The sequence below is a fragment of the Paracoccus sp. (in: a-proteobacteria) genome (assembly GCF_046289755.1).
In the GTDB taxonomy this organism is placed as follows: domain Bacteria; phylum Pseudomonadota; class Alphaproteobacteria; order Rhodobacterales; family Rhodobacteraceae; genus Paracoccus.
This window is the reverse complement of sequence record NZ_JBKBVD010000029.1, coordinates 26,096-49,281: the sequence shown is the minus strand read 5'-3', so window position 1 is coordinate 49,281 and position 23,186 is coordinate 26,096. Positions and strand designations below refer to the sequence as shown.

Below are 23,186 nucleotides of genomic sequence, written 5' to 3'. Positions count from 1 at the left end.
GTCATCTCTTCGTCCGTCAGTTCGCGGTCGGGCCGCGCCAGCGACAGGAACGAACGCTTGGCCCCGATCTTGGTGACAAACGTGGCCCCATAGACCAGGCCATGGTCCGCCGCCTGCTTCATGATCCCCCTCAGGTCGGGGAACCCGCACGCGGACCAGCGCAGCGAGCCTTCACGTGCAATCGTCCAGACTGCGATCGGGTCACCGAAAAAGAAGTTCTCGGCCTCGTACAGGTCTGTCCATGCCTTGGGATAGCGATTCAGAAAGAGATCCGGCTGGCCAAAGCGCAGCCCGAACCCCAGGAAAAATCCGGACGTGCCAATGCGTTCAAGCAATTTCAGTTCGGCTTCATGGTTTGGAATCGCGATTTCAAGCATGGCGGGTTTGTCAAGCCTTTTGTGGAAACTATCTAAAAGACCTGTCCAAAAAGTCAGGCCCGTGTCAACAGCAAATTAGTCTTCTAGTATGGTCCCACGGCGCGTCGGGACTGGCCAGAGGATGACAGATGAAGGACATTGCACATCGGGTCCGCCCCAGAGGGGTCAGGATCCATGCGTCCGCAGAATTCACCTCGGACATGGCCGACAATCTTGCGGCCATTTTCAAGCGCAACGAGCTGGGCGAAAAAATCACTGTGAACTTCTCGAACATGGGCGTTTGGGCGGTCACCAGTCGTGGCGTGCGCGTGTTCATTGGCGCAACAGATATATTTGAGACGGACCATTCAGATGCAACAAAGTCAAAAGTTCAGTAGCGCGGCAAAGCGCGCCTCCGAGGAATCGGAATACAAGGCCGAGATCATCACCTGCCCCGGAGGGCTGAATCGCTGGCATCTGGTGAACGACTATCTCAAACTGCGCAAGGAGGTCTTTGTCGACCGGCTGGAATGGCCGCTGTTTCACGCCGAAGAGCTGGAATTCGAGCAGTATGACACGTTTGACACCGTCTATGTCGTGGCCACCCGCGGGGGCGAGGTCGTGGGCGGGGCGCGGCTGCGGCGCACCGATCAGGAAACCGGCAACGGCCAGCTGACCTATTCCTACATGATCCGCGACGCATCGTTGGGCATTCTTCCCGGCCTGCCGCAGAACCTGTGCGATGAACTTCCCCCCATGCAAAAAGATGTGTGGGAGATTACGCGCATGGTCGTGAAAGGCCCGAAAGAGGTGTTTGCCCTGATCCTGGACACATCCAACACCTATCTCAGGACCAAGGGCGCCTCGACCGTTCTGTTTCTGGGTTCGCCGGCGTTTCAGCGCATGGCAGACACATGGGCTTGGCCCGTGAAGACGCTCGGACCTGTTGTCGGCAATGCTGACGGACGCTTTCAGGTCTTCGAATGCCCGGTGCGCCACCTCTAGCGCTGCAATCTTTTTTACCACAGGCAGGGGCCGCGCTGGTGCGGCCCCGCCGTCACGCCGGGTGCAGCAGAACGGCACATTGCGCCATCCGGGAACCCGAACGCAGGCCGAGTGTTTGATTGACCGGTCAAGTTAAAAGTGCAGACTAACTTTTTAGACTGACCTTTTAGACAGTCTAGTGCCAAACTCAACCGAACCGCATAAGCTGGTTTCAGATTTCAACGAGGGACATTTTAGATGCTATCTACACGCGATACCGGCCAGGACGCCAAAGTCGAAATTACCCGCGACATGCTGCAAAGGATGTTGTCAGAGTTTGACAATCTCGCTGACCAGCACGGTATCCTGAATCTAGAACTTCGCGGTAACGGGTTGTTCGTAAAGGACCCTGTCACCGGAAGCTACGAGGTCATCGGCCTCGCACGCATGTCCGGCGCAATGGACCACCTGCGCTGAACAAGGGGCGGCGTCTCTGGCGGCCCGCCACGTGATATCCAATGACATACGCGCGTGCGATGGCCAGCGACGGCAATGGCCCCGCCCGCGCAGACCCGGCTTACATCGTAAATCTGTGTACATGGTTTCTCACCCCGCCTGCTTCTGACAGTTCACTGTAAACGTTTCTGATTTTTCGCAGACGCAGGAAAGACGCCCCCGGTTGCAGCGCAGCCGGGGGTTTTCCTTTGCGCCCGCGCGCCCGTCGCCGTCTTTGGTCCCTTCCGTGGCCCTGTCTCTGGCCCGACGCGCGTGGGACGCGCGTGGACGGATATCGCAAAGGTTGCGCTTGCATCATGCAAGTGTCGCGGGCACAGAGGTGATCGTGACCCATTCATCAGATCAGGCATCAATGTCCCTGCAGACCCTTGGCTGGTCGGCCTTTTTTGGCGACCAGCTGGACCCGGATGAAACCAGTCTGGCGCGGATGCGGATTGCAACCGTTCACCGGGCGCGGCTGACGGCCGAATCGGTTTCGGGTCCGGTGCGCCTGAACCTGCCCATCCCTGCCAATACCGCAGATTATGCTGTCGGCGACTGGGTTCTTGTCGATCCCGCAACCCGGATGCTTGTCCGCAGGCTTGACCGCAGGACGCTGCTGCAGCGGCGCACCGAAGGCGGCCGCGTCCCGCAACTGATCGCCGCCAATGTCGATACGCTGTTCATCGTCACCTCGTGCAATGACGATCTGAACCCCGCGCGCCTGGAACGGTATCTGGCCCTTGCGAATGAGGCCGGGACCACCCCCGTCATCATCCTGACCAAGGCCGATCAGGTGGCCGATGCCGCGCCCTTCCGGGATCAGGCTGCGGACCTGCAGCGGGGGCTGGAGGTCGTGACCCTGAACGCCAAGGCGCCCGAAGCCGCGTCGGCGCTGGCCCGCTGGTGCATGCCGGGGCAGACCGTCGCGCTGGTCGGCTCGTCCGGGGTGGGCAAGTCATCGCTGCTGAATACCCTGTCGCAGAAATCTGCCGAAGAGGCGCAGGCGACCGGCGCCATCCGCGAGGCTGACGCCAAGGGCCGACACACGACCACCTCGCGTTCACTGCATGCCATTGCGGGCGGCGGTTGGGTGATCGACACGCCCGGCATCCGCACCCTGCATGTCAGCGAGATTTCCGCCGGTCTGGACCTGCTTTTCGCCGAAATCGCCGAGCTGGCGCCGGCCTGCCGCTTTCGCGACTGCACCCATGCGCACGAGCCCGGATGCGCGGTCCGCGCCGCGGTCGCCGCCGGAACGCTGGACCCGCAGCGGCTTGAACGGTGGCGCAAACTGTTCGATGAGAACCGGGCCAATACGCCGGTGCAGTCGGGCCCCCGCGGCAACAAGACGACAAAAACCTGGGGCAAGCGCCACTGATCCCGCTCCGTCAGCGCGTGTTCCCCCGCAGCAGCATCTGCTCGACCTCGGGCAACAGTTCGATCTCGTCGCGCCGGTAATAGCCGCAACGCCGCAATTCCTGCCGCAGATCGGGCTGTGCCCCCAGATAGATCCAGACGACAGGATGTGTCTGGATCGAGGCGTTGCCCTCGGGTTCGCTGCCGATCGCCACGCCGCTCAGCATGCTGGGCCGGGCGAAATCGCCGATCGACAGGATCGTGAACCATGTCGACCGCCGGTGCCGGACCTCTTGCATCAGGCTGTACAGCTTGCCGTGACGGACAAAGCCCGTGCCCTCATAGGTCATGCGCCGGGGCAGCGAAATGGACGGGCGCGGATAGCGTTCGACCAGCTTGATCACCACCCCTTCGGGCGCCGGGCTCAGCCGCATCAGGGCGCGGTAAAAGATGGCGCTGCCGGGGTCAGGGCAGAACAGCAGATGATAGTAGCCGATCGCCACCCGGTCGGGCGGATCGCCCGCCGAGATGCGGGTCTGGATGGCGCGGAACGGATCATCCAGCTGCCCGATCCGGGGCGGACGCACCCGGATCAGGGCGCGAAAGCCGTCGCGGTCCAGCAGCATCTCGTGTTCTTCCACACCGAAATAGTCGCACAACCGGCGCAGGTTCCGCATCGTCGGGACGGTCTGCCCTGAAAGATAGCGGTGATACTGGGTCCGGTTCACCGACGCCCCCCGGCACACATCCGAGATCGAGCGCGCATAGCCCGTCAGCAGCTTCAGATTCGCAGCGATATCCTCAACTGACATGGCCCCCTCCCCCGACCGGGTGACATGGCTGTCGCGACTTGTCCGTCGTTCCGACCGTTTCGCAACAGTTATACTACATAACTTTTCTTGCCGTGACACATTTCGGATGCGATTTTGTCATCACGACAATCTGACAGGGATGTCCTGCCCGGCGTATGGGCCGCTGATTGTCACCCGGACCGAGGGTTCCGGGCGGCGGTTGGCGACACATGACCGGCGCAGTTCCGGATGCACCCGCGACACGGCCCCGACGCGCAGCATGTCCGCGCGCTGTCCCCGGCTGCGCGGCTGTGGCGGCGCCCTGACCACGGACGAACACAAAACAAACCGCCAAACAACAGGGATGCAGATGAAACACACACTCACCGCCACCATCGTCGCACTGGCAGCAATCGCCCCGGCCGGGCTGGTCCATGCCGAGGGCATGACCTTTACCGGCCTCACATGGACCTCGGACTATGTCGTCGGCGGCTATTCGCTGAACGACAGCAGGCCCGCGCTGCAGGGCTATGTCGAACACAATTTTGCCTCGGGGTTCTATACCGGGATCTGGGCCACCCAGACCGATATCGGCACCGATGACGAGGTCGAGATCGACCTCTATGCCGGCTATCGCGGTGAATGGCAGAAGCTGAGCTATGATGTCAGCTATTTCGCCTATTTCTACGAGCGCTCGGGCTTTGACTACCCCGAGGCCATCGCCAAGGCCGACTGGAACTTTACCGACAGCTTCGCGCTTGGCGCGACCCTGCGCGCGCCTTTTGGCGGGGTCTATGACGGCGAATACATGTACGGCCCGCGCGTCACCTTCAAGCCGCTGCCCCAGACGACGATCAAGGCCGAATACATGTTCAACACCGCCGACGATCTGAACGACTGGAATGTCAGCCTCCGCCAGCAGGTCACCGACAACATCGCCCTCAGCCTCACCTATTGGGAGAACGAGGTTGTCGGGTCCACCGTCGTCGGCGCGATCAGCTTTGACACCGATTTCGCCAGCCTGTTCGGCGGCTGATCCCGACACCCCCGCCAACCGCCAGCCGCGCCACGCGGCTGGGGCCCGCAGACCACATCGCATGGCGCGCGCGATCGGACCCGAATGGCGGCGTGGCCCCGCATCTGCGGACGACGCGGCGCTGTCATGGGTCGCGGGCAGCGCCCGGATCAGCGCCTCGCGACATTGCCGATCAGTCGCGCGCGTCCCTCAGGCCGCCGCGCCTTCGCGTGCGGTTGCAAGATAATCCAGCAGGTTCTCGGGGCTGGAAACTCCGTAAGGGTCATCGCCGCAATTGTCCGACAGGCCCGGCTCTTCGAACCAGGCCTCGACCACGCCGTCATTGATGATCGCCGCGTAGCGCCACGAGCGCATGCCGAAACCCAGATTGTCCTTGGCCACAAGCATACCGATGCGGCGGCTGAACTCGCCCGAGCCGTCAGGGATGACCTTGACCGCATCAAGGTTCTGCGACCGGGCCCATTGGTTCATCACAAAGCTGTCGTTGACCGACATGCAATAGATCGCGTCGATGCCATGGCTGCGAAAGGCGTCGGCGTTCTTTTCGAAACCCGGCAGCTGATAGGTCGAGCAGGTGGGCGTGAAGGCCCCCGGCAGCGAGAACAGAATCACCCGCTTGCCTTTGAAATAGTCGTCGGTGGTCATATCCTGCCAGCAAAAGGGGTTCGGCCCTTCGATGGACTCGTCACGCACACGCGTGTGGAAGGTCACATTTGGCAGAGAGATTCCGGGTTTCATGGGTCGGATCCTTTCGTCATCTTCGATCTGATCTTTCCCCCCTGCGGCCGAGATAATGGCAGCGTGCGACAGGTGCAACTCGGCGGCTGCGATCTGGTGCGCATAATTGCCGCATCCGCAGCAGATCCGTCATCGCCCGCAGCCCGGCATGTCCGGAACCTCCGGACCGACAGCGCAGGCACCGTGCCGGCCCGCCGCTGATGGCAGCGCTCGTTGCCCGAGGGATGACGACGCCGCTTTATGCTCTGCTTCCGGCAAATACCGCCGACCGGCGGTCGGTCGGGGACAGGCCAGCGGCTTCCGGCGGACTGGTCTTCGTCCCCGTTCCGGCGTCATCCCCCCACAGCGCCAAGAGCACCGTGCGGGGCGCAAGGCGCCGTCAGTGCACTGCCCCAAGGCGCCGCCGCAGCCAGGACGGGACGCGGCGTTTAATAACGACAAAGACGCTAGACATTAACCTGTATTGAGGCATGCTGTCGGGGAAAGGAATCGCCCATGACCCAAGCAGAGCCGCAAATGCCCGCCGTTCTGGACCTGATCGACCGCAAGATCGTGGCCGCCCTGATGGAAGATGCAACCACCCCCATCGCCCAGATCGCCGACAAGGTGGGCCTGTCGCAAACCCCCTGCTGGAAGCGGATCCAGAAGCTGGAGGCCAATGGTGTGATCCTGCGCCGGGTGGCTTTGGCCGATCCGGCGCGGCTGGGCTTTGGCCTGTCCGTTTTCGTCGGCATCGAGGCCCCGGACCACAGCGCCGGCTGGCGCGAGGGGTTCATCCAGGCCCTCGACCGCCTGCCTCAGGTGATGGAGGCATGGCGGATGGCAGGGGATATCGACTATCTGCTGCATGTGGCCGTGCCGGACATGGCCGCATTCGACCGCTTTTACCTCGCTCTGACGGATGCGGTGGCGATCAAGAATGTCACCTCGCAATTCGCCATGGAATGTCTGCGCCATACCACCGCCTATCCTCTCAACACCAAAGACTGGTAGAACCATCTTCGCGTTCACGCGCATTCCTGAGAACCACCGAACTGCGTGTTCACTACTGCCGGGGCGCGGCCCTGCGCCATCGCCGTGGGCGCCTGCATCGTGATCCCCGCAACCATCACCGAGGCCCGGACCGGGCTTTGTGCAAAGGAACAGGTGCCCGAACCATGCAACTGGCTCAACCCTCTCTTGCCGTTCGACCCATCGCGGCTGTTCTGGCCGTCGTGATCCGCGACGATCAGGTGCTGCTGGTCCAACGCGCCAATCCGCCGGACGCAGGATATTGGGGCTTTCCCGGCGGCAAGGTCGAATTCGGGGAAACCCTGCTGGACGCCGCCGAACGCGAGCTGCTGGAGGAAACCGGCGTCCGCGCGACCGCGCGCAGGGTTTTCAACGCGGTCGACGCATATGATCGCAGTGACGCCGGGGTCCTCAGACAGCACTTCGTCCTTATCGCGGTTCTATGCCAGTGGCAGTCGGGCGAGCCCTTTGCGGCAGATGATGCGCTGGATGCAAAGTGGGTCGCGATGTCGGATATGGAGCAGACCCTGCGGCTGAGCCGCGATGTGGCAGCGGTGGCCCGGCAGGCGGCAGCAGTGGCTGGCTGAGGGACCGGCACGGGGGGCCGAAGCGGGGTCTCTGCCCTGCTGCAAAAAGGGGTCCGGTCATGCCCCGCCCCTGCGCCATGGCCAATCGCACTTGCTGCGGCGCGACAGGTCGGGCATCTTTGGCAGAGATATGTGCAGCCTAATTCGGGATGCGCGCCCGGATGCTGCTCTGGAGGTGAATGTGCCGGACACGGTGAAAAACGTGGGTATCAGGACCCATCTCGATGCGGCGACACGGCGGATCGTGGGGGACGATGTTCCCCAGCGGCTGCAGTCGATCACTGATGGTCACCTGACCAAACTGATGGCGCTGGTCGACACGATGCATGCGGCCGGGATCGACGAGACCCTCGTGCGCCACAGTGTCCATGAGCTGATAGAAAGCTATGAATCGGAACTTGTCGATGTGATGACATCGCTGGCACAGGCGCCGAAACGATGACGGCACTGGGCACGATTCCGAAGAAGGGCGACGAGTGGGGGCGCCAATGCGCGCTGGACCGGCTGGACGTTCTCGACACCCAGCCCGAACCCGAATTCGAAAAGATCACAGCGCTTGTCCGCGCGGTCTTCGGCGTTCCCATTGCGGCGGTTTCGCTGATAGACCGGGACCGGCAGTGGTTCAAATCAGTTCAGGGGCTCGCGACGCGCGAGACGCCGCGCCGGGTCGCTTTTTGTGATCACACCATCCGATCCAGGGACGTCTTTTGCGTCGAGGATGCCTCTGCCCATCCGCAGTTTTGCGACAATCCTCTGGTCACCGGCCCGCCGGGGATCAGAGCCTATATCGGCGCCCCGCTGATCACCGCCGACGGCTATGGCGTGGGCGCGCTTTGTGCGATTGACTGTCAGCCGCGCTCATTCAGCGACGAGCAGGCCCGCGTCCTGGTCAGCTTTGCCGATCTGGTGATGAACCAGCTTGAGCTGCGGAAAATGGCGACTGTCGATCTGCTGACTGGTCTTGCAACGCGGCGGGCCTTCATCGACGCCATGGAAACCGCGATCCGCGAATGCGGGAACAGCGACCGGCAGCTGTCGCTCATCTGTCTGGACCTCGACAGGTTCAAGGCAATCAATGACACGTTCGGCCATCTGGCGGGCGATGCCGTTCTGAGCGCTGTCGGGCAGACCATCGAACAAGCATCGCGCCACCTGGCATTCGCAGGACGGGTCGGGGGTGAGGAACTGGCCATCCTGCTCGTTGGCGCCGATCCGGACGAGGCCGCCCTGTTTGCTGAACAGATCCGGGCCGCGATCGAAGCCCTGACACTGCCGGATTATCCTGACATCGCATTCACCGCCAGCTTTGGCGTGGCCCAGAGACAGCCTCAGATGAGTGTGAAGGCGTGGATCGCCCATGCTGATGCCGCGCTCTATCGCGCCAAACACGAAGGCCGCAACCGCGTGGTTCACTCGGGCGACAGGATCAATATCCCGTTCTGACGTCACACCGCCGGAGGGGGGTGGCGACGGACAATCCTGAGAAAAACCGGGACGCCAGGTTGCCGGTGGGGGAAGGCCGTGCGAAGCTGGGTGTCAGAGCGGCCCGCGCAACGCGGTCAGGCATGGTCAATTCTGCGGATGAGCCTTTCCGTAATTTTCCCCGTAAGCCCCTGGGTGACGAAAGATGGCGGACAAACCGCAAGACGGAGACAATCGCTCTGGGCGCGCGCCGAGGGCGAAGACGATCCAGCGCGCGGAGATAAAGGGCGGCAACGCGGCCGTCCTGCCGGGCCCGGACGCCGGACCTGAGGACGCCATCGACGGCGCGACGCCCCGGCGCGGGTCCGTCCCGGTGATCGGTATCGGTGCATCGGCTGGCGGCATCGAGGCGCTGAGCGGATTTTTCGATGCCATGCCGGCGGACAGCGGCTGTGCTTTCGTGGTCGTGCTGCATCTTGATCCGAACCGCGAAAGCGAACTGGCCCATATTCTGAGCGCCCACACGACGATGCCTGTCATTCAGGTCAAGGATGGGATGCGCCTTGTTGCGGACAACGTGTATGTGATCGCGCCCGCCTCCAGTCTGCGGGTCAGCGACGGCGCGGTGCATGTGGTGACGCCGACCGAGCCTCGTGGCCAGCGCCACCCCGTCGATGTGCTGTTTTCATCGCTGGCCCTGGACCAGCGCGAACGGGCGGTGGCGATCGTGCTGTCCGGCACGGGCAGCAACGGGACCGAAGGCTTGCGCGACATCCGGGCCGAGGGCGGCATGAGCCTTGTGCAGTCACCCGGAACCGCGAAATTCGACGGCATGCCCCGAAGCGCGATCTCGGCCGGTATGGCCGATCATGTCCTTGATCTGAAAGACATGCCCGAAACGCTGACCGCCTTTATCCGTCATGGCTATGTCGCCGCGCCCGCCGGGGTCGAGGGTGCCTCGCCGCGCGGGCAGACAAGTCTTGGCGATGTTCTGGAACTGTTGCGCGTCCGGGGCGGGCACGACTTTCGCAGCTACAAGCACTCGACGCTGAGCAGGCGGGTTCACCGGCGTCTTGGCCTGAGAAACATCGCAACTCTGGACGAATATATCGGTGAATTGCGCGACAATTCCGACGAGGTGTCCACGCTCATCGGCGATCTGATGATCAGCGTCACCGGCTTTTTCCGTGACCCGGATGCATGGAAAATTCTCGCCGATCTGGTCATCGCGCCGCTGGTTGCCGGACGCGATACCGGGGCTGCGATCCGGGTCTGGACCCCGGCCTGCTCGACCGGCGAGGAGGCCTATTCCCTCGCCATCCTGCTGACCGAAATGGCCGAGGCGGCGGGAAAGCGGCTTGACGTGAAGGTGTTCGCGACCGACGCGCAGGAGGCCAATCTTCGCCGTGCCCGCGACGGCATCTATCCGGCTGCCGCGATGGCCCGCTTTCCGGCCGCACGCCTGACACGCTTTTTCGAAAGGCTCGACGGTTCGTATCAGGTCAGCAAAGACCTGCGCGACATGGTCGTGTTCGCGCCGCAGAACCTTTTGCGCGATCCGCCCTTTTCGCGGCTGGACCTCGTGTCCTGCCGCAACGTCCTGATCTATCTGGAGCCGGAGGCGCAGCAGCGGATCATTGCGCTGTGTCATTTCGCGCTGCAACCGGGCGGACATCTGTTTCTGGGCAACGCCGAAACGATCGGGCGCCATGACGACCTGTTCGAGCCGGTGTCCAAGAAATGGCGCATCTATCGTCGGTTGGAAACAACCCGGCGTGATCTGGTCGGATATTCGCCGCCACGCAGCCAGCCGAACCAACCCGACAGGAAAACCTCGCCGCCGTCACCCGCCCCCCCCGCGTCGGCGGCCGACATGGCCCGCCGCGCCTTGCTGGAACATTTCGCCCCGGCATCGGTGCTGATCGACCGGAAGGGCCGCGTCCTTTATTTCCACGGGACGACACGGGATTATCTGGAGAACCCGCCCGGAGAGCCGACCAGCGATCTGCTGATCATGGCCCGCGACGGGCTGGCTGCAAAGTTGCGCGTGGCGATCCGCGAGGCGACAAACGCCAACACAAACGTGACGGTGGACGCCCGCATCCGCGAGGGCAGCACCGATCGCGCGGTGTCGATGACGGTGATGCCGTTGCCCGCCTCATCGCAGGGCAGCTTTCTGCTGGTCAGCTTCGCGCCCGCCATGCCGCGGCTCGATCCGGCCCCGGCGGGCCACGATGCCTCATCGGACGAACGGGCCCTGCTGGAAGAGCTGCGCGCGACCCGCGCCGAATTGCAGAACACCATCGAATATCAGGAGACGACCAACGAGGAGCTGAAGGCGGCGAACGAAGAGGCCATCTCGGTCAACGAAGAGCTGCAGTCCATCAACGAGGAACTCGAGACCTCAAAAGAGGAATTGCAGTCGTTCAACGAGGAACTGAACACCGTCAACAGCCAGCTGCAGCACAAGATCGGTGAGCTTGAGACCACCACCAACGACCTCAACAATCTGCTGGCCGGGTCCGAGACGGCGACCCTGTTTCTGGACGAGGAATTCCGCATCAGATGGTTTGCCCCGGCGACGCGGGATCTGTTCGACTTCGTCGCCTCGGATATCGGGCGGCCGATTGCGCATCTGGCGCGCAAATTCGATGACGAGCATCTGTTGCGCGATGTCGACACGGTCCTGAGAAAGCTGTCCGTCGTCGAGGCCGAGGTGCCAAGCGACGAGGGCCGCTGGTATCTGCGCCGCGTGCTGCCCTATCGCACGCAGGACAACCGGATCGAAGGGGTCGTCGTCACCTTCAGCGACATCACCGACCGCAAACGCGCCGCCGATGCGATCAACGATGCGCGCGTCTATTCCGAAACCATCGTGCGCACGGTTCAGCACCCTCTGCTGGTTCTGGGCAAGAACCTGCATGTCCAGTCTGCCAACCGCGCCTTTCGCGAGCTGTTTGCCATGTTCGAGGATGAGCCCAGGGGCCGCCCGATCTTCGAGTTGGGAACCGGCGAGTGGAACAACCCGCCGCTGCGCGCTCTTCTGGACAAGGTTCTGTCCGAGGACGAAGAGATCCACAACTTCGCGTTCGAGCAGGATTTCAGCCTGACCGGGCGCCGCTCGATGCTGCTGACGGCCTGCAAGCTGCCGCAAGAGGGAAGCCGCGAGGACCTGATCCTGATCGCCATCGAGGATGTCACCAAGCGCAAGCGTTTTGAAGAGCACCGCGAGATCCTTGTCGGCGAACTGAACCATCGCATCAAGAACGTCATGGCGACGGTGCAGGCCATCGCGTCGCAGACGCTTGGCACCGCCACATCAATGGAAGAAGCCCGCGCGACCTTCGAGGCAAGGCTGATCGCGCTGGGTAAATCGCACGATCTGCTGACCCGCGAAAACTGGGCCGGTGCGGATCTGCGCAACATCGTCGCGGATACGGTCCAGCCGCTGGCGGGGGGCGCGGGCCGCTTCCGGATCGAGGGTCCGCATCTGTGGCTGATGCCCAGTGCCGCGCTGTCGATTGCGATGGCGCTGCACGAACTGGCCACGAACGCCGCCAAATACGGCGCGCTGTCGAACGAGGGCGGGCAGGTCGACATCCATTGGCAGCTTGTCGGTGGCGGCGATGACCGCCGGCTTGCCCTGCGCTGGTCCGAAAGCGGCGGCCCGCCTGTGGTCCCGCCCACGCGCAAGGGGTTCGGCTCGGTTCTGGTGCAGCGGGTGCTGGCGGCGGAACTGAACGGAAAGGTCTGCGTTCACTATGAGCCATCCGGAGTTGTGTGCACGATCGACGCCCCGATGCCAGTCACCGAACCGAGGGGCGAGACCGAGTGACCAGTCAGGCAGCCAAACGCGTATTGATCGTCGAGGATGAGGCTTTGCTGGCCCTGCATCTCGAAGACATGCTGAGCGAACTGGGACACGAGGTCGTGGGCCAGGCCGGTCGGTTCGACGCGGCCATGCAACTTGCCCGCGACGGCGATTTCGACTTTGCCATTCTCGACGTGAACGTGTCGGGGACAAAATCCTTCCCGATCGCAGACATCCTGCACGAACGCGGCATCCCCTTTGCCTTTGCAACAGGGTACGGCGCCGACGGGCTGTCAGAGAAATATCGTGCGTTTCCGATCCTGCAAAAGCCCTATGCGCAGCACGACCTGGAGCGCACCATCGAACAGGTCTGTTCCGGATCGCCCCAATAAGGTGATCAGGCCGGGGCGGTCAGCCTCTTGGGGCCGATACGGCCCTGCGCGGTGCCTCCGGCGTGATCCAGTCCTGCTCGACCAGATCGCGAAGTTTGTAGGCCCGGTCCAGCGCCTGCTTGCTGGCCGCATGCCAGTCGCCGGCGGCATCACCGTCGGAGACGCCTCCGTGCTCGGCCATCTGGAGGCAGAATTCCGCGCGCTCATTCAGAAACCGGACAGCGGCGCGCATGACTTTTTCCATCTCTTCGAACTGTGCGGCAGCCATCACCTCGGCCGTGTAGATGTGCCCGATATGGCAGCCGAACTTGATGACCGACCCGACCTCGAACGCCTTCAATGCGCCGCCGCAATCCGGGCATGTTACGGTCGCGGGACGCTCGAAAGGCCGACCCTTGGCGGTTCCGGGTTCCTGCCCGTCAGTCTGAGAGGTGGCATTTGACATGGCCATTTTCGTTTCCTCGTTCCGATCGACCAGTTTCACAAGCAATGCGGGGATTTCCAGCAGCGGCAGGCAATGATCCAGCGCGACATGCGCAGCCGCGCTTGCAGGCATTTCGGGATAGGCGGCATCCGCCGGATCCTGCCCTATGGCAACGCCACCGCGTCGCTTGATTTCCAGCAGTCCCGTCGTTCCGTCATTCAGATTGCCCGTCAGGATCACGCCTGCGGCCGCCGGGCCATACTGTTCCGCCACGCTGCGAAACAACGGGTCGATGGCGGGCCGCGCGCAGTTCTCTTTCGGCCCACGCGACAGGCGCACGCGCCCGCGATCCACGAGCATGTGGCGATCGGGCGGTGCGACATAAATCTGACCGGGACGGATGTCCTCGCCGTCTTCGGCATGTTTGGCGGGCACCCGACCCGCAGACGTCAAAAGCGCAGGCAACTCGCTGCGATAGGCTCCGATATGGAGGACAATCAGAACCGGCGCGGAAAAATTTTCCGGCAGCGCGGCGACCAGGCTGCGCAATGCGTCAACCCCGCCTGCCGATGCGCCGATAGCAATGATCGAGGAACGAGTCATGACGGCCTGTGCGTTGAGCGTGGTTGTGGTCAGCCAGGGTCAACGCAGCCGGCGGGCAAAGGTTCGCAGCGCCGGGCAGCAATCGTTGCACGCCCGTTGCTGACGCCGGAGAACAGCATGTCGGCGCCCGGACAGCCAGGTGTCCTGACCTGTCGGTGACCGCCGACCGACATAGTTGCCAAATCGGGTGTCATTTTGCAGCCGCTGCGCGTTCGGTCCATGGCAGAACCGGACTGCCGACATTAGACAATCCCGGTCACGGCGTCACGCAATGGCGCGCCGCTACCTCTTTCAACCGTCGTCCCGAAAGGAAACCCGATGTCCGACCCTCTTTTTGTCGATGGCTGGCCCGGCGTGCTGCGCATTCCGCTTGTCGGTTTGCTGGCCTATGCGGCGCTGATCATCATGCTGCGGACATCTGGCAAGAGAACGCTGAGCAAGATGAATGCCTTTGATCTTGTGGTGACTGTGGCGCTTGGCTCGACCCTGTCGACGGTTCTGCTGAACGCCAGCATTCCGCTGTTCGAAGGGATCGTGGCCCTGGCCCTTCTGGTCTATCTGCAATACGCGATCACGTGGCTGTCGGTCCGGTCCCCGCGGTTTCAGAGCCTGATCAAAGCCGAACCGACGCTGCTGGTCCATGACGGTCGCTACCTTGATGCGGCGATGAAAACCCAGCGTGTGACGCGCGACGAAATCGGCGCGGCGCTACGCCAGAGCGGCAAAGCCGGGATCGAACAGGTTCTCTCTGTCGTGCTGGAAACAGATGGCTCGATGACGGTCATGCCACGGTGAACGGCCCTATCCCCGAAATCCGGCGCGGCTGAATGTGGCGGGCTGAGGTCGGGCGCGATGCTGCAACCATGGCCGCGACAGGCTGAGACCGACAACCTGCACAATCAGGATCGCGCCAAACAGCTCCATCCCCTCTTCGACGCGCCCGGCTGTGCGGTTGGCCCATTCCGACAATTCGATGCCCCAGCCGGCCAGCTTTCGCCCCAACCCGTCCAGCGTCTTGGCCAGCGCATACAACGACAGCGCACAGGCCATCAGCCAGGCCCAGACCTGTCCCCCGCGCAATCCGGACAGCCACGGCCCCAGATTGCGGCGAAGCAGGCGCAGCCCGGCCCAGACCAAAAGCGCAACGACCAGCGCGCCCGCAATTTTCTGCGCCACTGGTGCTGCACCAGAATACAGCCGCAGCGACAGGATACCGCTATCGGTAAAGCCCTTGTCCCAGTCCAGTTCCCGCAACCCGGCGGCCAGCGCCAGCACGGCCAGATGCCAGCGCCCCGGCTCTTTGCGGCGAAGCATGTCGCCCGTCAGTGCCAGCGCCCCCAGGATGAGAAACAGCGCCGAGGCGGACTCGATCGGCCCCGATTCGGCAAAGACCTGTTCGATCGTGTCGACAGAGACCAGCCCCACCAGCAGCCAGCCAAGCGCCAACGCGCAGGACAGAGCAAACACAAGGACGGGATCGCGCAGGCGATTGGGGGGAATTGCGGACATGAGCATTCATGACGGATTTATGACGGACATGCCATAGGTCAGGACCGCCTGCCCTCCGGCAAGAGATCAAAACAGCGTGCAAATACAGCAACGGCAACGATGTGCTTTTGCATCGCGGGCGGGTCAGGACCGGGCTTGTCCTACGCGTCTTGCGCGACGTCAGCGCGCCCGGACGGTGTCGCCAAGGTCAATCTGATAGCCGAGGTCGATGACCATCCGGGATGGCAGCCCGCCCGACAGACGGTTCAGCAGTTCTGCGGCTGCACGGGCGCCGATGGCGTGACGGTCGGTGTGCACGCTGGCCAGACGGGGGATCATCGCCTGCCCGACATCCAGCGCATGAAACCCCGCGATCGACATGCGTCCCGGAACCGCGATCCCCTGACGGATACATTCGAAATAGGCGCCGACGGCCACGTCATCATTCGTGCAGAAAATCCCGTCGGTCGCGGGGTGGTCCCGCAGCACCTGCTGCATCAGGACCGAGCCGCCGGTGAATGAGGATTTCTCGGCGCTCTCGACGCTGACCGGCGCCAGCCCGTGATCGCGCATGGCCTGCGCATAGCCCTCGCGGCGCTGCAATGTCCGCGCATCCAGCCGCACACCCAGATAGACGAGGGCGCGGCAGCCCTGCGCCAGCATCGCCCCGGTCATGGCATGGGCGGCCTGAAAGTTGTCGTAGCCCACGGCCTGCTGCAGGGTCGGGCTGCGGCTGTCCATCACCTCGACCACCGGGATCGCGGCGATGTCCATCAGGCGCAAGGCCTCGTCGGTATGCTCGCGGTCGCCCAGAACAAGCCCGTCGACATTGGCCGCGATCAGCGAGGCGATGCCGCGTTCCTCGGCCTGCGGATCATAGCCGTAATGCGCGATCATCACGCGATAGCCTGCGGCCTCGGCGGTTTCCACCACCCCGGCCAGAACCTGCGCAAAGACCTGATTGGTGACCGAGGGCACCATCATGCCGATGGATTTGCTGGGCGCGCCCGTCAGCATCATCGGCGCATTGTTGGGCAGATAGCCTATCTCGCGCGCGGCGGCCAGGATCCGGTCGCGCAGCGGCTGGCCCACGGCCTCGGGCGTCCGCAGACAGCGGCTGACGGTCATCTTGGTGGTGCCGACACGCTCGGCGATGGCCGCCAGACCGGGGCGGCGGCGTTTGCGCCACGGTTCGGGCGGCGCCTGCATCAGCGCGCCGGGGCGGCACCCAGGGCCGCCAGCGATGCCGCGATCACCTTGTCCAGATCCTGTTCGACCGAGACGTTCAGAACGGGTTCGTCCACCGGCTCCTCCAGCTGGCTGAACTGGCTTTCAAGCATATGTTCGCCGGCAAAGTAATGGTCATCGCGCGATCGCATCCGGGTGCTGATCGTCTGAAAGCTGCCGTGCAGATAGAGAAAGGTCAACGCCGGATCGGCCTGACGCAGCCGGTCCCGATAGCGGCGTTTCAGCGCCGAACAGGCCAGCACCAGCCCGTCCTCGCGCGCGATCAGACCGGCAAGCGCCTCCAGCCAGCCCGCGCGGTCGTCATCGTCAAGGGGCTGGCCCGCCGCCATCTTGGCGATGTTTTCAGGGCTGTGCAGGCTGTCGGCATCGACAAAGCGCCGCCCCAGATGCTGCGCCAGCGCCCGGCCCACCGCCGTCTTGCCGCAGCCCGACACGCCCATCACCACAACCCGGCCAATCTCAGTCATCTGTCTCTCCTGCTTGCGGATCAAAGCGCCTCATGCACGGGCGGCCTTGCGCCGCATCTGCACCACCATGGCCAGCAACGCCAGCACCACCGCGACCAGCCCCTTGGACAGGTCCGAGGCCAGCAGATACTCGACCAGCCCCTGACCGCGCGCATTGGCGATCAGCAGCGAGCGTGACAGGTTCGATTCGATCAGCGGCCCCAGCACGACGCCGATGATGATGGGGGCGGGCGGCACGCCGATCTTCTTGAACACCGCACCCAGAATGCCCAGCACGATGGCGATCAGCACGTCAAAGACGCTGTTGCGCAGCGAGTAGGCGCCGAACAGCGACATGACCAGCACCGTCGGCACGATATATTCCATCTTTATCTTCAGGATATGGGCGAAATACTTGATCCCGAAGGCGCCGATCAGCCCCATGGCCACCACCGTCAGAACCATCCCGTACAGGAAGATAAAGGCCACATCGGGGCGGTTCTGGAACAGGCTGGGCCCCAGTACGATGCCATGCACGACCAGCGCGCCCGCGATGATCGCCGTGGTCGGGCTGCCCGGCACGCCAAGCGCCAGCAGCGGCACCAGCGACGAGCCAACGGTGGCGTTATTTGCCGATTCCGCGGCGATGATACCCTCGACATTGCCCTTCTCGAAGGTCTCGGGCTGTTTCGAGGCGCGCTTGGCCTCGGCATAGGACATGAAGACGGCCAGCGTGGTGCCCACGCCCGGCAGCAGGCCCACGAAATTGCCGATAAGATTGGCCTTCAGCAGCAGGATCTTGTGGCGGAAGATGTCGCGGATCACCGACAGACGGGTGATCGACTGTTCGACATAGCTGACCTGCTGATCGGCCCGCTTGCCGATATTCAGGATCATCTCGGCGATGCAGAACAGGCCCAGCACCACCGGCACGACGGAAATTCCCGTGCGCAGATCCGGCTGGCCGAAGGTAAAGCGGTCCTGCCCCGAAATCTGGTCCAGCCCGATGGTCGAGATCAGCAGCCCGAACAGCACGGCAAAGGCGGCTTTCAGCAGGCTGCCCGCCAGCGCGCCCACGATGATCAGCCCCGACAGCGAGATGAAGAACATCTCAGCCGGGCCGAACTGCAGCGCGAACCGCGCCAGAGGCGGGGTGAACAGGATCAGCACGATCACGCCGACAAACCCGCCGATCGTGCTGGAAAAGACCGAATAATACAGCGCCTCCTTGGACCGGCCCTGCTGGGTCAGGGGATAGCCCTCCATCGCGGCGGGGGCTGCGACCACATCGCCCGGCACATTGATCAGGATCGCGGTGATCGAGCCGCCATACATGCAGCCCATATAGATGCCGCCCAGCAGCAGCAGCCCCACCTCGGGCGGCAGCGCGAAGGTCAGCGGCAGCAGCAGCGAGATGCCGACCGCGCCATTCAGCCCCGGAATGGCGCCGACGACGATGCCGATCAGCACGCCACAGAACACCGCCACAAGGACGGGCCAGCTCAGCAGCATGGGAAGATAGGTCAGGATGTCCATGAGCATGGCCTTCTTGCGGGCGGAAACTTGCGGGCGGAAAAAGGGGGGGGTGCAGGCGGCATGGCCGCCTGCCGGGGCGATCAGAACTGGTCGCGGTTGGCGTCGATGACCTCGGCCAGCGCGGCGTTCGATTCCTCGACCATGGCGTTGACCGCGTCGCTGTCCAGATAGGCATAGGGCAGCGCTGCGGTTTCAAACCGGGCGATCAGATCCTCGTCGGTGGAAATCGCATCCAGCGCCTGCGTCAGCCGGGCGCGCACATCATCGGGCAGCCCTGCGGGCGCCACGACCACGCGACCCACCTCCATCACCTGATCAATGCCCAGCTCGCGCATGGTCGGCACGTCGGGGAACATCTCCATCCGCTCGGCCGAGGCGAAGGCCAGCGGCGTGCCGCCCGCATCCGTGATCGGATCGTGGCTCATGGACGAGGTCGAGGCCAGGTCGATATGCCCGCCCAGCACCGCGTTCATCAGCTCGCCGCCGCCGGCATAGCGCACGGGCGTCAGCACAGCCTCCAGCTTGTCGCCAAAGGACAGCGCGTTCAGCAGGCCAAGCGAGCCGCTGTCGCCCACGATCACCGCGCCGGGGTTTTCCGTCGCATGAGCGCGCAATTCGTCCAGCGTCGAGAAGGCGGCATTGGGGCGCGCGAAAATGCCCATCGGCGTGCTGTCGAACTGCGCCAGGAAATCCAGATCCTCGGCAGAGTCGAAGGCCACCTCACGCGTGCTTTCGATGACGAAATTGTCGGGATAGCCGAACACGCCGATCGTGTAGCCATCCGCATCGGCGGCGGCGATCTCGGCAATACCGATCTCTCCGCCCGCGCCGGGGCGGTTGACGACGTTCAGCTGCACGCCCAGTTCCTGACCCAGCCGTTCGGACACAAGCCGCGCGACGGTATCGCCGCCGCCGCCCGCGCTGTAGGGCACGATCACGGTGATCGCCTGTCCGGGGTAATCCTGCGCGGCGGCGGCCAGCGGCAGCAGGATCGCGGCGGTTCCGCCCATCAGGGCCTTTGCGAATGTCATGGTGTTCTCCTCCTTGGAAAGTCGTTATGCGTTCTAGAGCAGCGCCCCGGACGGCGCCGGCAGGCCGATCAGCCGGTCAAAGACCAGATACATGACCAGCGTGGCCCCTGCCGCCAGCACGAGGGCTGCGACAGCATCGCGCCACAGCCGGACGGCCCCGGCCGAGACCCGGCAATGCCACAGGTAGATGGCGACGATCAGCAGGGGCGAGGTCACGTAAAACCCGAAGGCATAGAGCAGCGCCCCCGCAGCGATCAGGATGGCGCCCGGCACGCCGATGCTGCGGCCCCATGCCATCGACGGCGCGACCGCGTTCTGACCGCGCATGCCCGACAGGATGGCCACGGCCACGATCCCGGCGCCGGTCACGATCATCAGCGTCAGGATGAAGCGCGGAAACAGCCCCGGACCCGCCGCAAGCGACTGCGCCTCAAGGAACAGCCACAGGCTGCCCAGCAGAATCACCGCGCCCAGAATGATGTCGGAAATATGGGTCTTCCACCCTTCGCGCATGATCATGCCCCCTCCTCAGACCGGCTTCTGCCGTGTCTGTTACGCGTAACGTTACGCGTAAAGCAAGCAAAAAACGCGCGAGGGGCCAAAACAGCGCGGCTTGCACGTCACGCAGATCCGATGTCAAAGGCGCTTGTCCGAGGCTCATGCCGCGCCCGGATGAACCCTCAGGTGATCCGCCATGCTGCCGTTTCTGCGCGAAAACATCCGCTGGCTGAGCGTCGGCTTTCTGCTGACCTTCACCTCGGCTTTCGGGCAGACATGGTTCATCGCGCTGTTCGCCGGATTCATCAAAGAGACGCATGGGCTGACAGATGGCAGCTGGGGCGGGCTCTATACCGTTGCCACGCTGTCTGCGGCGGCGCTGATGTTCTGGCGGGGATCGCTGGCCGATACGGTGCCGCTGTCGCGGCTGGCGCCTGCGATGACCTTGCTTTTTGCCCTAGCCGCGATCGGTCTGGCCTTTGCGCCCTCGGTCCTGTTTCTGGGGATCGCGCTGTTTCTGCTGCGGTTCTGCGGGCAGGGCATGTTCAGCCACATGGCCATGACCGCCATGGGCCGGTGGTTCGAGGCGCGGCGCGGGCAGGCCGTGTCGATCAGCAATCTGGGCCATCCGGCGGGCGAGATCGTCGTGCCGCTGCTGGTCGTGGCGGTGCTGGGGGCAATCGGCTGGCGCAGCACATGGCTGGTCGTGGCCGTCGTGCTGTGCATGGTCGTCGCGCCGCTGCTGTTCGTGATGCTGTCCGAGGGGCGCAACCCGGTCGGACGGGCGGCCCCGATCGCGCGCCCCGGCCTGAACGGGCGCCAGTGGCGCCGCCGGGACGCGGTGCGCCACTGGCTGCTGCCCGCATTGCTGCCGGTGTTGCTGACGCCGGGCTTCATCTCGACGGTGATCTTTTTCCAGCAGGCCCATATCGCGCAGGTCAAGGGCTGGACCTTGCCCGAGATGGCGCCGGGCTACACCGCGTTTGGCATCGCCACGGTCATCGCGGCCTTTGCATCGGGCTGGCTGGCCGATCGGTTCGGCGCGCTGCGGCTGCTGCCGGTGCTGGTGGTTCCGATGGGGCTGGGCGTCGCCCTGATCGGACCTGCAGACAGCGTCTGGGGCTGGTACGTGGCGCTTGGCGTGGTCGGAATCACGCAGGGGATGGCGGGCTCGCTCTGGGGGGTTCTGTTCCCGGTGCTGTACGGCACCGCCCATCTGGGCGCGATCAGGTCGCTGGCCACGACCATCATGGTGGTCTCGACCGCGATCGGGCCGGGCATCACCGGCGTGCTGATCGACGCCGGAATCGATTTTCCGACCCAAAGCCTGTTTCTCGGCCTGTGGTGCGCCGCCGTGACCTGCCTGTGCTGGGGGATCAGCCGAAAGCTGCGCGCTGATACCTGAGGATCGCCGCGTGACCCACAGGCCGACCCGTCGCTGTGGGTTCATCGACGCCGACCCTGGCGCGATCGGCGTGCGCCGGGGTTCCTGGCTTTTGCGATTTTGAGATGGGCGACCGCCCACTGCACCACAGCGCCCGGCGCCCTTGCCGACGCAAGCGCATCGGCTTTTTGTCACCCGGATGACCGAAATCTGCTTTATGTCACTTGCACCGCGTGATGCGCTGGCGTGGCATGATGCCGGGCGGCGCCCCGTCAGCGCCTCTGGCCCATTGGCACCAGCACTGTGCCTGAAACGATACGAAAATACAGGAGACACCCATGCGAAGAAAAAGTCTGACCCAGTTTCTGGTCGAGCAGCAGCGCGAGCAGTCGGCCCTTCCGGCACAGCTGCGGCTGCTGCTGGAGGTCGTGGCACGGGCCTGCAAGCGCATCAGCTATACCGTCAATCAGGCCGGGACGGATGGCCTTTTGGGCGATGCGGGCGCGATCAATGTGCAGGGTGAGGCACAGAAACGTCTCGATGTGATGGCCAATGAGATCCTGCTGGAAGCCAACGAATGGGGCGGCCACCTGGCCGCGATGGCCTCGGAAGAGATGGACACCATCCACCCGGTTCCCAACCGCTATCCGATGGGCGAATACCTGATGATGTTCGACCCCATCGACGGGTCGAGCAATGTCGATGTGGCGCTGTCCGTCGGTACGATCTTTTCCGTCGTCGAGGCGCCTGCCGACATCTCGGGGCGCACGCCGACCGAGGCCGATTTCCTGCTGCCCGGACGGCGGCAGGTTGCGGCGGGCTATGCGCTTTACGGCCCGCAAACCCTGCTGGTCCTGTCGGTCGGAACCGGCGTCTACGAGTTCTCGCTGGATCGCACCATGGGCGCCTGGGAACTGACCGGAGAGAATTTGCGCATCCCTTCGGGTTCGCGCGAGTTTGCGATCAACATGTCGAACCGCCGCCACTGGTCCGAGCCGGTGCGCCGCTATATCGACGATTGCATGGCCGGGAAAGACGGCCCTCTGGCGCAGGACTACGGGATGCGCTGGACCGGGTCGATGGTGGCCGACATTCACCGCATTCTGAAACGCGGCGGCGTCTTCATGTACCCGTGGGACAGCCGCAACCCCGATGCCGCAGGCAAGCTGCGCCTGCTTTACGAGGCAAACCCGATGGGCTTCCTGATCGAGCAGGCCGGAGGTCTGGCCTTTGAAGAGGATCATCCGATCCTTGAGATCCAGCCCAGAGCGCTGCACCAGCGGGTCGGCGTGACCATGGGCGACCGGGACGAAGTCGAACGTATCCTTGGCTATTTTGCCGGGTAGCCTCCCGGCAGGCAGGCCGCCGGAGCCCATTGGTCCGGCGGTTCTGTTCGGCCCGCGCGGCGGCCTCTGAAGGGTCCGCTGTCTGATCGCCGGTTCAGCGCTGTGCCCCTTTGGCGGAAACGGAAGCGCGGGCGGTGAACAGGCCGGGCACAAGCCCGCGGAGGTCAGCGCCCCGGCTTATCCGAAACGCGCACCCCCGC

General features: G+C 64.0%; 25 protein-coding genes. 14 read left to right on the top strand and 11 right to left on the bottom strand.

Translation table 11 applies throughout. The features are described 5' to 3' along the window. Window positions 1-377 (bottom strand): autoinducer binding domain-containing protein (locus ACK41U_RS12020; RefSeq protein WP_409680336.1); only part of this gene is annotated, 377 nt, incomplete at its 3' end. Window positions 378-505: 128 nt separating this feature from the next. On the opposite strand from ACK41U_RS12020, the gene ACK41U_RS12015 reads away from it, so the two are divergent. The 4 genes from ACK41U_RS12015 (at window position 506) to rsgA (ending at window position 3,216) form a co-directional block, all read left to right on the top strand. Beyond that, window positions 506-754 (top strand): hypothetical protein, encoded by a 249-nt coding sequence (locus tag ACK41U_RS12015; protein WP_409680334.1) that lies wholly within the window; start codon window positions 506-508, stop codon window positions 752-754. Further along, the gene (locus tag ACK41U_RS12010; protein WP_409680331.1) at window positions 729-1,361 is read left to right on the top strand and encodes an acyl-homoserine-lactone synthase; all 633 of its coding nucleotides are present in this window, start codon (window positions 729-731) and stop codon (window positions 1,359-1,361) included. The genes ACK41U_RS12015 and ACK41U_RS12010 overlap by 26 nt, the downstream gene beginning before the upstream one ends. A gap of 237 nt (window positions 1,362-1,598) precedes the next feature. Next, complete coding sequence (locus tag ACK41U_RS12005) at window positions 1,599-1,817, top strand: hypothetical protein (protein WP_409680328.1); 219 nt, start codon at window positions 1,599-1,601, stop codon at window positions 1,815-1,817. A 391-nt stretch (window positions 1,818-2,208) separates the two neighbouring features. Further along, the gene (gene rsgA, locus ACK41U_RS12000) at window positions 2,209-3,216 is read left to right on the top strand and encodes a ribosome small subunit-dependent GTPase A (RefSeq protein WP_409680325.1); all 1,008 of its coding nucleotides are present in this window, start codon (window positions 2,209-2,211) and stop codon (window positions 3,214-3,216) included. A gap of 10 nt (window positions 3,217-3,226) precedes the next feature. On the opposite strand, the gene ACK41U_RS11995 is transcribed toward rsgA, so the two are convergent. Beyond that, on the bottom strand, window positions 3,227-4,006 hold the full coding sequence (locus ACK41U_RS11995) for a helix-turn-helix domain-containing protein (protein ID WP_409680322.1): 780 nt from the start codon (window positions 4,004-4,006) through the stop codon (window positions 3,227-3,229). Between the two features lie 349 nt (window positions 4,007-4,355). Here ACK41U_RS11995 and ACK41U_RS11990 point away from each other — a divergent pair, with 349 nt between their 5' ends. Then, window positions 4,356-5,021 carry a TorF family putative porin gene (locus ACK41U_RS11990; RefSeq protein WP_409680319.1) on the top strand — a complete coding sequence of 222 codons (666 nt, stop codon included), beginning with the start codon at window positions 4,356-4,358 and terminating at the stop codon, window positions 5,019-5,021. 189 nt (window positions 5,022-5,210) lie between these two features. Here ACK41U_RS11990 and ACK41U_RS11985 read toward each other — a convergent pair whose 3' ends face one another. Next, window positions 5,211-5,759 (bottom strand): peroxiredoxin, encoded by a 549-nt coding sequence (locus ACK41U_RS11985; protein WP_409680316.1) that lies wholly within the window; start codon window positions 5,757-5,759, stop codon window positions 5,211-5,213. A gap of 495 nt (window positions 5,760-6,254) precedes the next feature. On the opposite strand from ACK41U_RS11985, the gene ACK41U_RS11980 reads away from it, so the two are divergent. Continuing rightward, complete coding sequence (locus ACK41U_RS11980; RefSeq protein ID WP_409680313.1) at window positions 6,255-6,752, top strand: Lrp/AsnC family transcriptional regulator; 498 nt, start codon at window positions 6,255-6,257, stop codon at window positions 6,750-6,752. A 14-nt stretch (window positions 6,753-6,766) separates the two neighbouring features. Here the strand turns inward: ACK41U_RS11980 and ACK41U_RS11975 are convergent, their stop codons facing one another. After that, entirely contained in the window at window positions 6,767-6,931 is a 165-nt protein-coding gene (locus ACK41U_RS11975; RefSeq protein ID WP_409680310.1) for a hypothetical protein, read from the bottom strand. Between ACK41U_RS11975 and ACK41U_RS11970 the strand changes: the two genes are divergently transcribed. The 5 genes from ACK41U_RS11970 to ACK41U_RS11950 all read left to right on the top strand — a co-directional run bounded on the left by ACK41U_RS11970 (window position 6,917) and on the right by ACK41U_RS11950 (window position 12,982). Next, window positions 6,917-7,357: an NUDIX hydrolase gene (locus ACK41U_RS11970; RefSeq protein WP_409680307.1), complete on the top strand. Its 441-nt coding sequence runs from the start codon at window positions 6,917-6,919 to the stop codon at window positions 7,355-7,357. The genes ACK41U_RS11975 and ACK41U_RS11970 overlap by 15 nt on opposite strands. A gap of 202 nt (window positions 7,358-7,559) precedes the next feature. Then, entirely contained in the window at window positions 7,560-7,799 is a 240-nt protein-coding gene (locus ACK41U_RS11965; RefSeq protein ID WP_409680304.1) for a hypothetical protein, read from the top strand. Beyond that, entirely contained in the window at window positions 7,796-8,800 is a 1,005-nt protein-coding gene (locus tag ACK41U_RS11960) for a sensor domain-containing diguanylate cyclase (RefSeq protein WP_409680302.1), read from the top strand. The genes ACK41U_RS11965 and ACK41U_RS11960 overlap by 4 nt, the downstream gene beginning before the upstream one ends. A 352-nt stretch (window positions 8,801-9,152) precedes the next feature. After that, window positions 9,153-12,614: a chemotaxis protein CheB gene (locus ACK41U_RS11955; protein WP_409680299.1), complete on the top strand. Its 3,462-nt coding sequence runs from the start codon at window positions 9,153-9,155 to the stop codon at window positions 12,612-12,614. Then, window positions 12,611-12,982, top strand: a complete 372-nt coding sequence (locus tag ACK41U_RS11950) for a response regulator (protein ID WP_409680296.1) — start codon at window positions 12,611-12,613, stop codon at window positions 12,980-12,982. Before ACK41U_RS11955 ends, ACK41U_RS11950 begins: the two co-directional genes overlap by 4 nt. A gap of 19 nt (window positions 12,983-13,001) precedes the next feature. Here the strand turns inward: ACK41U_RS11950 and ACK41U_RS11945 are convergent, their stop codons facing one another. Next, on the bottom strand, window positions 13,002-14,009 hold the full coding sequence (locus tag ACK41U_RS11945; protein ID WP_409680293.1) for a chemotaxis protein CheB: 1,008 nt from the start codon (window positions 14,007-14,009) through the stop codon (window positions 13,002-13,004). Between the two features lie 318 nt (window positions 14,010-14,327). Between ACK41U_RS11945 and ACK41U_RS11940 the strand changes: the two genes are divergently transcribed. Further along, a complete protein-coding gene (locus ACK41U_RS11940; protein ID WP_409680291.1) occupies window positions 14,328-14,804 on the top strand; it encodes a DUF421 domain-containing protein in 477 nt (158 codons plus the stop codon). A 6-nt stretch (window positions 14,805-14,810) separates the two neighbouring features. Here ACK41U_RS11940 and ACK41U_RS11935 read toward each other — a convergent pair whose 3' ends face one another. The 6 genes from ACK41U_RS11935 to ACK41U_RS11910 all read right to left on the bottom strand — a co-directional run bounded on the left by ACK41U_RS11935 (window position 14,811) and on the right by ACK41U_RS11910 (window position 20,277). Then, window positions 14,811-15,518, bottom strand: a complete 708-nt coding sequence (locus ACK41U_RS11935) for a hypothetical protein (protein ID WP_409680288.1) — start codon at window positions 15,516-15,518, stop codon at window positions 14,811-14,813. Between the two features lie 159 nt (window positions 15,519-15,677). Next, window positions 15,678-16,706, bottom strand: coding sequence for a substrate-binding domain-containing protein (locus ACK41U_RS11930; RefSeq protein WP_409680284.1), 1,029 nt, complete (start codon window positions 16,704-16,706; stop codon window positions 15,678-15,680). Beyond that, window positions 16,706-17,212: a gluconokinase gene (locus tag ACK41U_RS11925; protein WP_409680281.1), complete on the bottom strand. Its 507-nt coding sequence runs from the start codon at window positions 17,210-17,212 to the stop codon at window positions 16,706-16,708. Before ACK41U_RS11925 ends, ACK41U_RS11930 begins: the two co-directional genes overlap by 1 nt. 30 nt (window positions 17,213-17,242) lie before the next feature. Beyond that, window positions 17,243-18,727 carry a tripartite tricarboxylate transporter permease gene (locus ACK41U_RS11920; RefSeq protein ID WP_409680278.1) on the bottom strand — a complete coding sequence of 495 codons (1,485 nt, stop codon included), beginning with the start codon at window positions 18,725-18,727 and terminating at the stop codon, window positions 17,243-17,245. An 80-nt stretch (window positions 18,728-18,807) separates the two neighbouring features. Further along, window positions 18,808-19,758, bottom strand: a complete 951-nt coding sequence (locus ACK41U_RS11915; protein WP_409680276.1) for a tripartite tricarboxylate transporter substrate binding protein — start codon at window positions 19,756-19,758, stop codon at window positions 18,808-18,810. A 33-nt stretch (window positions 19,759-19,791) separates the two neighbouring features. Next, window positions 19,792-20,277, bottom strand: coding sequence for a tripartite tricarboxylate transporter TctB family protein (locus tag ACK41U_RS11910; protein WP_409680273.1), 486 nt, complete (start codon window positions 20,275-20,277; stop codon window positions 19,792-19,794). Window positions 20,278-20,452: 175 nt separating this feature from the next. On the opposite strand from ACK41U_RS11910, the gene ACK41U_RS11905 reads away from it, so the two are divergent. Together ACK41U_RS11905 and ACK41U_RS11900 are read left to right on the top strand one after the other, a co-directional pair. Continuing rightward, complete coding sequence (locus ACK41U_RS11905; protein WP_409680270.1) at window positions 20,453-21,661, top strand: MFS transporter; 1,209 nt, start codon at window positions 20,453-20,455, stop codon at window positions 21,659-21,661. 317 nt (window positions 21,662-21,978) lie between these two features. After that, entirely contained in the window at window positions 21,979-22,986 is a 1,008-nt protein-coding gene (locus ACK41U_RS11900) for a class 1 fructose-bisphosphatase (protein WP_409680267.1), read from the top strand. The last annotated feature ends 200 nt before the right edge of the window (window positions 22,987-23,186 follow it).

Excerpts from the sequence above, each read along its gene's own strand:
- ACK41U_RS12005 (WP_409680328.1), top strand. The coding sequence starts at position 1,599 with ATGCTATCTACACGCGATACCGGCCAGGACGCCAAAGTCGAAATTACC.
- ACK41U_RS11980 (WP_409680313.1), top strand. The coding sequence starts at position 6,255 with ATGACCCAAGCAGAGCCGCAAATGCCCGCCGTTCTGGACCTGATCGAC.
- ACK41U_RS11995 (WP_409680322.1), bottom strand. The coding sequence starts at position 4,006 with ATGTCAGTTGAGGATATCGCTGCGAATCTGAAGCTGCTGACGGGCTAT.
- rsgA (WP_409680325.1), top strand. The coding sequence starts at position 2,209 with ATGTCCCTGCAGACCCTTGGCTGGTCGGCCTTTTTTGGCGACCAGCTG.
- ACK41U_RS11960 (WP_409680302.1), top strand. The coding sequence starts at position 7,796 with ATGACGGCACTGGGCACGATTCCGAAGAAGGGCGACGAGTGGGGGCGC.
- ACK41U_RS11985 (WP_409680316.1), bottom strand. The coding sequence starts at position 5,759 with ATGAAACCCGGAATCTCTCTGCCAAATGTGACCTTCCACACGCGTGTG.
- ACK41U_RS11990 (WP_409680319.1), top strand. The coding sequence starts at position 4,356 with ATGAAACACACACTCACCGCCACCATCGTCGCACTGGCAGCAATCGCC.
- ACK41U_RS11920 (WP_409680278.1), bottom strand. The coding sequence starts at position 18,727 with ATGGACATCCTGACCTATCTTCCCATGCTGCTGAGCTGGCCCGTCCTT.
- ACK41U_RS12010 (WP_409680331.1), top strand. The coding sequence starts at position 729 with ATGCAACAAAGTCAAAAGTTCAGTAGCGCGGCAAAGCGCGCCTCCGAG.
- ACK41U_RS11945 (WP_409680293.1), bottom strand. The coding sequence starts at position 14,009 with ATGACTCGTTCCTCGATCATTGCTATCGGCGCATCGGCAGGCGGGGTT.
- ACK41U_RS12015 (WP_409680334.1), top strand. The coding sequence starts at position 506 with ATGAAGGACATTGCACATCGGGTCCGCCCCAGAGGGGTCAGGATCCAT.
- ACK41U_RS11905 (WP_409680270.1), top strand. The coding sequence starts at position 20,453 with ATGCTGCCGTTTCTGCGCGAAAACATCCGCTGGCTGAGCGTCGGCTTT.
- ACK41U_RS11910 (WP_409680273.1), bottom strand. The coding sequence starts at position 20,277 with ATGATCATGCGCGAAGGGTGGAAGACCCATATTTCCGACATCATTCTG.
- ACK41U_RS11930 (WP_409680284.1), bottom strand. The coding sequence starts at position 16,706 with ATGCAGGCGCCGCCCGAACCGTGGCGCAAACGCCGCCGCCCCGGTCTG.
- ACK41U_RS11970 (WP_409680307.1), top strand. The coding sequence starts at position 6,917 with ATGCAACTGGCTCAACCCTCTCTTGCCGTTCGACCCATCGCGGCTGTT.
- ACK41U_RS11925 (WP_409680281.1), bottom strand. The coding sequence starts at position 17,212 with ATGACTGAGATTGGCCGGGTTGTGGTGATGGGCGTGTCGGGCTGCGGC.
- ACK41U_RS11940 (WP_409680291.1), top strand. The coding sequence starts at position 14,328 with ATGTCCGACCCTCTTTTTGTCGATGGCTGGCCCGGCGTGCTGCGCATT.
- ACK41U_RS11935 (WP_409680288.1), bottom strand. The coding sequence starts at position 15,518 with ATGTCCGCAATTCCCCCCAATCGCCTGCGCGATCCCGTCCTTGTGTTT.
- ACK41U_RS11900 (WP_409680267.1), top strand. The coding sequence starts at position 21,979 with ATGCGAAGAAAAAGTCTGACCCAGTTTCTGGTCGAGCAGCAGCGCGAG.
- ACK41U_RS11915 (WP_409680276.1), bottom strand. The coding sequence starts at position 19,758 with ATGACATTCGCAAAGGCCCTGATGGGCGGAACCGCCGCGATCCTGCTG.